The organism is Psychrobacter sp. T6-5 (assembly GCF_052258485.2).
Taxonomy (GTDB): domain Bacteria; phylum Pseudomonadota; class Gammaproteobacteria; order Pseudomonadales; family Moraxellaceae; genus Psychrobacter.
This window is the reverse complement of record NZ_JBQQEY020000003.1, coordinates 1-6,341: the sequence shown is the minus strand read 5'-3', so window position 1 is coordinate 6,341 and position 6,341 is coordinate 1. Positions and strand designations below refer to the sequence as shown.

Below are 6,341 nucleotides of genomic sequence, written 5' to 3'. Positions count from 1 at the left end.
GAAGGCTAAATTCTCTATCTTTTGGGTAGCTTGACGTAGGTTTTCAAAGCTATAGTAAACGGACTCGTCCAGACTTCCATCAGTTCTTTGTACTACGATATATAACCGTTCTTCTAAACGGTCAATTCGTATTGAGAAATTAGACCCTGCTATGTGTGTATTGAAGCGACCATGAAACATAGACGTATGCAGGACTTGGACATCAGGATAACTTTCGTCATAAGAGCCATAACTTTGTCTCAGGTAAGTATTTGCACCTATAGGCATAGTGGGAGACTTGGTGAATAAAGTTACATAGCTGCCACTTAAATTCCTTTGCGATTTGATCTCAAAACCGTGTAAGTCAGGCTCTGCTATATTATTTTCCACTACTCCCATTAGATCTTCAAATGTTTTACCAATTCCTGTGTTGCTTCTTCTTGTTGAAGGTGTGAAACCTAAGTCTCTTACCCTATTGAAGTCTCTAATAAATAAGTCAAGATCAGTCATTATGGTTATCCTCTAGGTCTAGTTTAAAGTCAGGAAGTATTTGATAGATTGAACAGTCAAGCGCAGTTGCGATCTTATATATTTGCTCAATATTGCAGTCTTTTACGCCCGTCTCTATTTGATTAATAAATGCTTGTGAGTATTTGATTTCATGAGCTAACTGTTCTTGAGTAAAAGCCTTTTCTCTTCTTAAACGCGTAATATTTCCGCTAATCTCCGAATGGACATCAGCTATCATCAAAGGCATAGTGCAATTCCTTGTATTAATTAACTCTTAACGCAAGAAGAATAATGTGCTAATATCATTGTGGTTTCAAAAAGCTATAGGTTATATATTCCTTATGAATAAAGTTGATTTAGAATGGTTGTTAGAGTGGACTTTCAAAGAAAGAGACAAGCCTTTGTTAGCCCATAAGGTTCATCGCTACCCTGCTGTCTTCATTCCTGAGTTAGCAGGAAAGATAATTGAGGCGTTTTCTAATGAGGGTGATACCGTACTAGATATATTTTCAGGTAGCGGTACTACCCTCCTAGAAGCTATGAAGTTAAAAAGACATAGCAAAGGTATTGAACTAAATCCTTTAGCTATACTGATAACTAAAGTAAAAACTCAATATATTGATGAAGAGATATTGAAGGCTGGTATAGAACAGTGGGAAGTAAACTTCCTAAATCAGGATTTTGGTGAACATCAGATAAATAACAAAGAGTTTTGGTTCCATGAAGTTACTAATAAGTCAGTTAATGATGCTATTGGTGCAATAGATGCTATTGAAAATAAACACATAAAAGATTTTTTAAGAATTTGCTTAAGTGAAATAATTAGAGAAGTGTCTTACTGTGTACACAGTGGTTTTAAGCTGCATAAAGACAAAAAGAAAGTTAGTGAAGAGCTTTTTTTCGACAAGCCTGAACTTTTAAAGAAAATAACACCAATTATTCAAAGAAATGCTAAAGCTATTCAAGAGCTAAAGGATGTAGATAACGGTGATTGCACACCAAAAATTTACTTCCAAGACAGTAGAGTGAAGCTAGAAAGTATTAAAGAAAACAGTGTGGATTTGATCTTAACCTCTCCTCCTTATGGGGACAGTAGAACAACAGTCGCCTATGGTCAGTTTTCTGCTTTTTCTTCTGAACTTCTGCAACTGAACAGCTTGTATGATAAAGCGATAAGGCGTTTGGACAATGATCTGCTAGGTGGTGATACTAAAGATATTGAAGTGGAAGATTTCTATGATAAGTCTTTAACTATTAGAAATATTCAGGAGCTTTTTCTATCTAGAATAGCGTTAGCCGAAGATAAGAAGGAACAGAAAAGGACTAGAGATCGTCTGAAAGATATTCTTTCGTTTTATGATGATTTAGATAAATGCTTACAAAATGGAGCCGATTATCTGAAAAAGGACGGTTTCTTTGTTTTAGTTACAGCTTCCAGAATTGTTCATGAAACTAAATTACATACAGATATTATTATAGCCGAGCTAGGTATTAACCATGGGCTAAAGCTTAAGAACATATACTATAGAGATATTCATAATAAACGTATGCCAAGAAAAGTGAGTGCAACTAACGTTGTAGGCGAGACTACAGCTACCATGACTGAGGAAAGTATTATTGTTCTTCAAAAAATATAGGTTATTAAAAAATAAACCCCCCTACTACTTGACGTAATAGGGAGGTTTATCGTTTAATGTTCATTAACGGTTACAGACGTTTGGCGACGACTGTAACGACCAAATAAGCTCTCAAACAGCGTTATTTGACCAGCAATTAAGCCCATTAGGGCATATTCTAAGCCAAAACTAGGCTATTTTGCAATCAAATCACCCATATTACTACCGTAAATTACCTAATTTACTCAGTAAAACCGCCTATTTGCTCGTTACCTTCCACCAATCAACGCCTTGTAACTGTTCCCTAGCAATGGGTGGCAGGCATCAGTGACGACTGCATTGTGTGGGTGACAGTAAGCTCTCGACAGGGGGTTCTAGACATATTGAGCAACGCAATGAGTGGTTATATTGTCTTTCGAAGCGGTACATTGGGCACATTGCCCTTGCTAGCATTAGAAAGCGTATAGCGGTTAAGAGCGTGTCTAGGCGGTGCTATCAGCCGTAATCTTAACAGGGTCAGCTTGATACAGTGATGACCTCCTGATGAGTGTCCCAAGTCGTGCCGAGGGCATGAGTGAACACCGTCAAGGTAACAACACTAAAGGATTTGCAGTTTTTCAACTGCGAGTCCTTTAGGGTGAGTGTTCCCTGATTTCAGAACCCAGCCAAACCAAGAGCATAAGAACAACTTAGGCTCAGTCAAGTGTTATATAGCCCACTAGGCTATATAACATAAGAGATTGAAGAAAAATTTAAGTTAAGATAATAATAGCAAAAAAAAAAAAAAAAAAAAAAGCACTCAATCAGCAGAGTGAGTGTCGAGATCGTTGATTAAAAAACTAATGTGAAAAGATAAGTAAGCCTGAACCTCTGAGAATAAAGGGCTGTAGCTTAAAAACTAGCTAACTAAAACATTTAATATTTTAAAAAAACGTCAAAAAAAAGTGTTTTAGTTGGTCTAACTCAGTAAGCATCTGATGACCAGTAAATCGCTGATACAGTGAATTGATCTGTCTCAGCATTTTTTATATACGCCAAGCCTTTATTTTGAAGGTCTGCATGAAAGCTATTCATAGCATCTCCCCATGTTTCAGCATACTCATTGGCTAGTTGGATCAATTCATCGCCAGTGAATTTACCTCGATAGTCCACCTCACCAGCTGATTTATAAGATTCCATTCTATCGTCACGTTCGCTAATCCATTCTGGAATTTTTACCTTATCGTTACTGTCATTGGTTGAAATAAAATAATCATAAGCCATGTTTAAACTCCTTTTGATCGTGTGACGGTCAAATCGTCTATAACACTCTCTAAGCGGTCTAAATCTGTCTTTCGTGTGATGTTGCTATCAATATCAATAAGCAGCTGTCTGGCTCTATCAGGATCGTTCTTAGCTAGTGATAAAATCATCCCACCAATAACCACTTTCTGCGCTGTATCTAATTTTCTTTGTTTTGTTTTTAGTCTATTAAGCTCGTCTTGTTTGCGTGCTATCTTCTGTTCTATTGTTGGCATAATCTCACCTAAATATATTAATATTTGTGTTAGTATAACAGTGAATTGGAGAGCTTTCACTTTCCTGTCTTTTTAGGGAAGTGCGCATTTACGACTTGAGAAATTTATTCCACGTTGTTGCATAAATTTTCAAGTCCTAAATACGTCCTGCGGAGCAAAAGCCAAAACGACTAAAGCTAAGAAAAGGGAATAATAAAAATGAGCCTGTTTGAAGCATCAAGTTTTGAGAAGTATAGAGAGCTTGCAACCAGTGAACCGATCACCGTTGAGCTAACCGCAGACCAACAATCGGTCATCTTAAAGACGCATGACTACGGTTTGAATGCCCTAACCGAGATTGAAGAACGGTTGTTATTAGGCATCATGTTCACCCTAAAAAATGAGATACATCCGTAGTCATGGCAAGCCACTATTGCATCTAATCAATATTAGAAAATCATAGGTAGATCGCCTATTTTTGGAAGCAACTCAATCACAGATAAAGCGACAGATAGCAGAGCTTCCACTATTGAGATGACAAGGTAAATGCCGTCCAAATTTGAAAATAGCCATTTAAGAATATTCATCGTAACTCCTTTGTTTATGTGGGTTTGCCAACCAATTATTCAGCTGGCAATACTATTTACTAAAAGTAAATTTTTTACTTAAAACAAAGGTTACTTACTTGCAATCTCCAAAGCGAACCTTACAGGGGGTAAGGGCTTTATATGGCAATTTACTACGCAACTACCAAGCCTATATCAAGAAGCAGCGGACGCAGTGCAACGGCATCTGCCGCTTATCGTGCTGGTACAGAAATTACAGACGAGCGCACAGGGTTAAAGCATGACTACTCAAAGCGTGACGGTGTAGAAATGGCTTATACTTTTGATAAGACTATGAAAAAGATTGATCGTAGCGAGCTGTGGAATAAAGCGGAGCTTGCAGAAAACCGAAAAGATGGGCGCACTGCTAGGGAATGGGTGCTAGCAATACCGCATGAGCTTGTACCTGAAGATAAAGATAAGCGTAAAGACCTAAAACAGAATGAGGGCGCAAGGGTAGCGGTTAGGTTCGCTAAAGTCCTCGCAGAGCGTTACAACGTAGGCGTTGATGTGGCTATTCACTCCCCCGATAAAGAGGGTGATAATCGTAATTGGCACGCTCATATTATGACCACCACAAGAGAGCTTGAGCGTACCGATGACGGCATCGAGTTAGGTGATAAGACAAGTATTGAATTATCAAATGCCAAGCGTAAAGAGCTAGGGTTAGGTTCGACCAGTGCCGAAATCAAAGCGCTACGTAAGGAATGGGAAACTATCGTCAACACACAGTTAGAAAAGCAGGGTATTGAGGAGCGTATAGACCATAGAAGCCTGAAAGAGCAAGGAGTTGATAGGCAGCCAACTATTAAAATGGGGTGGCAAGCGTCAGCAATGGAGCGTAGGGGTGTTACAACGGATAAGGGCGATCTTAACCGAGAAATTAAAGCAGATAATGAGCAGCTGCACGATTTAAAGCTTGAAATAAATATCCTCAAAGAAGCGAAGACAGAGATGGCGAGCATCAAAGAACAAATACAAGGTATGCAAGATTTTAAAGCTGAATATGAAGCCTTCAGACAGGAACAGCAGCAACAAAAACTGGATATTGAAAGGCAACAGCAAGCCCATGACAAGGGGCAAGACAGAGGGTTTGAGATATGAATGAGGATGCTAAAAAACAGCTATTTATGCTCATAACAACTGCGCAAGAACAGCAGGAAAGTATTGCTCAAACACTAGCAATCATCAAAAAGCAGCAAGCTGGAATTGAAAGCTTGCATAAGCATTTACCAGAGTTAGCAGAATCATTATTTAAAGACTCGCTGAATGACGCTAGAGCGTCTTTAGAGAGCGATTTAAGCAATCATGCCACTAAGACTGCCCAAGAGCTTAAAAAAGCCTCTAGCGGGGCAATATGTGCAGCTGATGCTATAAAACAAGAGACAAAGGCACTAGGTTGGAAGCATGCTTTTATGACCGTAGGCGCAATTTCAGGGACTTGCTTAGTGGTGATACTAGGATCAATGTTTTTTATACCGAGCCTTGATGATATTGCAGAGCGTAGAGCAACGATAGCGCAGCTAGACAAGCAGGGCGGTAATTTAGATATTGAACGCTGTAACGGTAAGCTATGCGCTAGAGTGATGACAAAAGAATGTAAGTTTGGACGGTCTGAGGATTATTGTGTTTTAGATTTAAAAGACTAACGCCCTTTGGTTGTTGGGTTAGAAATTAGCCAGGACAGGCAAAAAAGACTGCCTGATCTTGGCTAATTTCTAACCTTAAATGACTGCTAATACCAGCCCTTTTAGCACGATAAAAACTGTCATTGTTCGCATAAAGCTGCATTATGGTAAATGAAATTGGGGCGGTTTTTGACGGCTGGATTAGTGACCAAAAAGCCCCTTAGATAGGGGCTTTTTTTTGTCTTTGCCTGCCTACTCTTAAATTACTATAGACTGCTCATATAATAGAGACATATTCTCTTTTTTAATTCTGAATCCTGAGCCGTGATCATGAGTTTTACCTCTCTTGCTACCAGTTTTGTAGGCTCCAATTCTTACATCATACATTATCAAACCTTGCTCAACTAGGTTTAGAAAATGTTCGAAGGATATAAAATCATAAAATATAACGGCATTAGTAAAATGAAAGTGCTCTGTGTCGTTAATCGTTTGAGTGTTAGCTGTGAC

At 38.7% G+C, this 6,341-nt stretch carries 9 protein-coding genes; 4 read left to right on the top strand and 5 right to left on the bottom strand.

Annotated elements, in window-relative coordinates:
• Positions 1-489: MvaI/BcnI family restriction endonuclease (locus ACTXGK_RS29220; protein ID WP_522910267.1), on the bottom strand; the 489-nt coding region annotated here is incomplete at its 3' end.
• On the bottom strand, positions 482-736 hold the full coding sequence (relB, locus tag ACTXGK_RS29215; RefSeq protein ID WP_443517738.1) for a type II toxin-antitoxin system RelB family anti-toxin: 255 nt from the start codon (positions 734-736) through the stop codon (positions 482-484). The genes relB and ACTXGK_RS29220, both read right to left, overlap by 8 nt.
• Before the next feature lie 94 nt (positions 737-830).
• Between relB and ACTXGK_RS29210 the strand changes: the two genes are divergently transcribed.
• On the top strand, positions 831-2,126 hold the full coding sequence (locus ACTXGK_RS29210; RefSeq protein ID WP_443517737.1) for a DNA methyltransferase: 1,296 nt from the start codon (positions 831-833) through the stop codon (positions 2,124-2,126).
• A 942-nt stretch (positions 2,127-3,068) separates the two neighbouring features.
• On the opposite strand, the gene ACTXGK_RS29205 is transcribed toward ACTXGK_RS29210, so the two are convergent.
• Together ACTXGK_RS29205 and ACTXGK_RS29200 are read right to left on the bottom strand one after the other, a co-directional pair.
• Positions 3,069-3,368 carry a hypothetical protein gene (locus ACTXGK_RS29205; protein ID WP_443517736.1) on the bottom strand — a complete coding sequence of 100 codons (300 nt, stop codon included), beginning with the start codon at positions 3,366-3,368 and terminating at the stop codon, positions 3,069-3,071.
• A gap of 2 nt (positions 3,369-3,370) precedes the next feature.
• A complete protein-coding gene (locus ACTXGK_RS29200) occupies positions 3,371-3,622 on the bottom strand; it encodes a mobilization protein (protein WP_192524854.1) in 252 nt (83 codons plus the stop codon).
• Between the two features lie 198 nt (positions 3,623-3,820).
• Between ACTXGK_RS29200 and ACTXGK_RS29195 the strand changes: the two genes are divergently transcribed.
• The 3 genes from ACTXGK_RS29195 to ACTXGK_RS29185 all read left to right on the top strand — a co-directional run bounded on the left by ACTXGK_RS29195 (position 3,821) and on the right by ACTXGK_RS29185 (position 5,855).
• Positions 3,821-4,018 (top strand): hypothetical protein, encoded by a 198-nt coding sequence (locus tag ACTXGK_RS29195; RefSeq protein ID WP_443517735.1) that lies wholly within the window; start codon positions 3,821-3,823, stop codon positions 4,016-4,018.
• Positions 4,019-4,329: 311 nt separating this feature from the next.
• The gene (locus ACTXGK_RS29190; RefSeq protein ID WP_443517733.1) at positions 4,330-5,310 is read left to right on the top strand and encodes a MobA/MobL family protein; all 981 of its coding nucleotides are present in this window, start codon (positions 4,330-4,332) and stop codon (positions 5,308-5,310) included.
• The gene (locus tag ACTXGK_RS29185) at positions 5,307-5,855 is read left to right on the top strand and encodes a hypothetical protein (RefSeq protein WP_443517732.1); all 549 of its coding nucleotides are present in this window, start codon (positions 5,307-5,309) and stop codon (positions 5,853-5,855) included. Before ACTXGK_RS29190 ends, ACTXGK_RS29185 begins: the two co-directional genes overlap by 4 nt.
• 237 nt (positions 5,856-6,092) lie before the next feature.
• Here the strand turns inward: ACTXGK_RS29185 and ACTXGK_RS29180 are convergent.
• Positions 6,093-6,341, bottom strand: a 249-nt coding sequence (locus ACTXGK_RS29180; RefSeq protein WP_522910264.1) for an MvaI/BcnI family restriction endonuclease, incomplete at its 5' end; no start/stop codon positions are given.

Coding starts and splice junctions, on each gene's coding strand:
- relB (WP_443517738.1), bottom strand. CDS start 736: ATGCCTTTGATGATAGCTGATGTCCATTCGGAGATTAGCGGAAATATT.
- ACTXGK_RS29210 (WP_443517737.1), top strand. CDS start 831: ATGAATAAAGTTGATTTAGAATGGTTGTTAGAGTGGACTTTCAAAGAA.
- ACTXGK_RS29185 (WP_443517732.1), top strand. CDS start 5,307: ATGAATGAGGATGCTAAAAAACAGCTATTTATGCTCATAACAACTGCG.
- ACTXGK_RS29205 (WP_443517736.1), bottom strand. CDS start 3,368: ATGGCTTATGATTATTTTATTTCAACCAATGACAGTAACGATAAGGTA.
- ACTXGK_RS29200 (WP_192524854.1), bottom strand. CDS start 3,622: ATGCCAACAATAGAACAGAAGATAGCACGCAAACAAGACGAGCTTAAT.
- ACTXGK_RS29195 (WP_443517735.1), top strand. CDS start 3,821: ATGAGCCTGTTTGAAGCATCAAGTTTTGAGAAGTATAGAGAGCTTGCA.
- ACTXGK_RS29190 (WP_443517733.1), top strand. CDS start 4,330: ATGGCAATTTACTACGCAACTACCAAGCCTATATCAAGAAGCAGCGGA.